At 40.6% G+C, this 906-nt stretch carries 2 protein-coding genes; both read right to left on the bottom strand.

What is annotated here, in order from left to right:
- Window positions 1–165 precede the first annotated feature (165 nt).
- Window positions 166–516, bottom strand: a complete 351-nt coding sequence (gene tnpB, locus AAEY57_RS19300; protein WP_004588658.1) for an IS66 family insertion sequence element accessory protein TnpB — start codon at window positions 514–516, stop codon at window positions 166–168.
- On the bottom strand, window positions 513–827 hold the full coding sequence (gene tnpA, locus AAEY57_RS19305; RefSeq protein ID WP_248474939.1) for an IS66 family insertion sequence element accessory protein TnpA: 315 nt from the start codon (window positions 825–827) through the stop codon (window positions 513–515). The genes tnpB and tnpA overlap by 4 nt, the downstream gene beginning before the upstream one ends.
- Window positions 828–906 lie beyond the last annotated feature (79 nt).

Below are 906 nucleotides of genomic sequence, written 5' to 3' on the forward strand. Positions count from 1 at the left end.
CTTTCTGTATAGATACTTCGCGCTCATATTTAAGCTGTTTTTCAAGCTCAGCAATGCGTTGTTGTAAGGTAAATACATCGTTCATGCCGTTTATTTTACGGCTTTTATGCACAATGAATAGGGTTAATAACTTAAACCTTGATGATCATCAATTGATCTAAGTAATTAAGTCACTGTGTGCTGACTGACGTTGATTTCTTCATGGCCAATAACGTCATACCCTGATAATAGCCAATGTAATTGTTGCTCATTCAGTGTCATGGTGTCACGTTTAAGCTTAGGCCATTTAAACCTGTGCTTATCAAGTCGCTTGTACCACAATGCAAAGCCTGTCTTATCCCAATAGAGAAGCTTTAACTTGTCGCGCTTTTTATTACAAAACACAAACAGCGCGCCCGATAGCACGGGTAATTCAAGCTCACATTCCACCAACGCAGCAAGGCCATTGATGGATTTACGAAAGTCCACATGCTCAGCACATAAGTACACCTCGGGCGGATTAACAAACATATTCATGCTGATAGACCTTTAATAATTGAGACGATAGCATCACAGTTAAGTGTTGTGGGTAATGTCAGTTGGCCAGTGTGCGGATTAAAGTTAATCGTTGGTTGCTCAGTGATACTGACGTGTGTGCGTTGGGTTTGTTGCTCAACTCGGACAAATTGAGGTGATGCACCTGAAGATTTCACCTGTTGCATGCTTTTATATTTATAAAACGAGCTGATAGATACTTGATGGTGTTTGCAAAACGCTTCATTCGTTCCAGTAAATGATGAGCGAAGCGCTAGGATTTCTAGCCAACGTTTAGGGATGGGTGAATTCATAATGACCTCCAATAAAAAGTTGAAGGTATTTTCAAATACAAAAAATGGTGTTGCTAGGTGTGGTTGGCCGGACGCTTAC

Source organism: Pseudoalteromonas sp. MER144-MNA-CIBAN-0113 (assembly GCF_040308965.1).
Taxonomy (GTDB): domain Bacteria; phylum Pseudomonadota; class Gammaproteobacteria; order Enterobacterales; family Alteromonadaceae; genus Pseudoalteromonas; species Pseudoalteromonas tetraodonis.

Bases quoted from the DNA above. Each gene is read 5' to 3' on its own strand.
- tnpB (WP_004588658.1), bottom strand. From the start codon at position 516: ATGAATATGTTTGTTAATCCGCCCGAGGTGTACTTATGTGCTGAGCAT.
- tnpA (WP_248474939.1), bottom strand. From the start codon at position 827: ATGAATTCACCCATCCCTAAACGTTGGCTAGAAATCCTAGCGCTTCGC.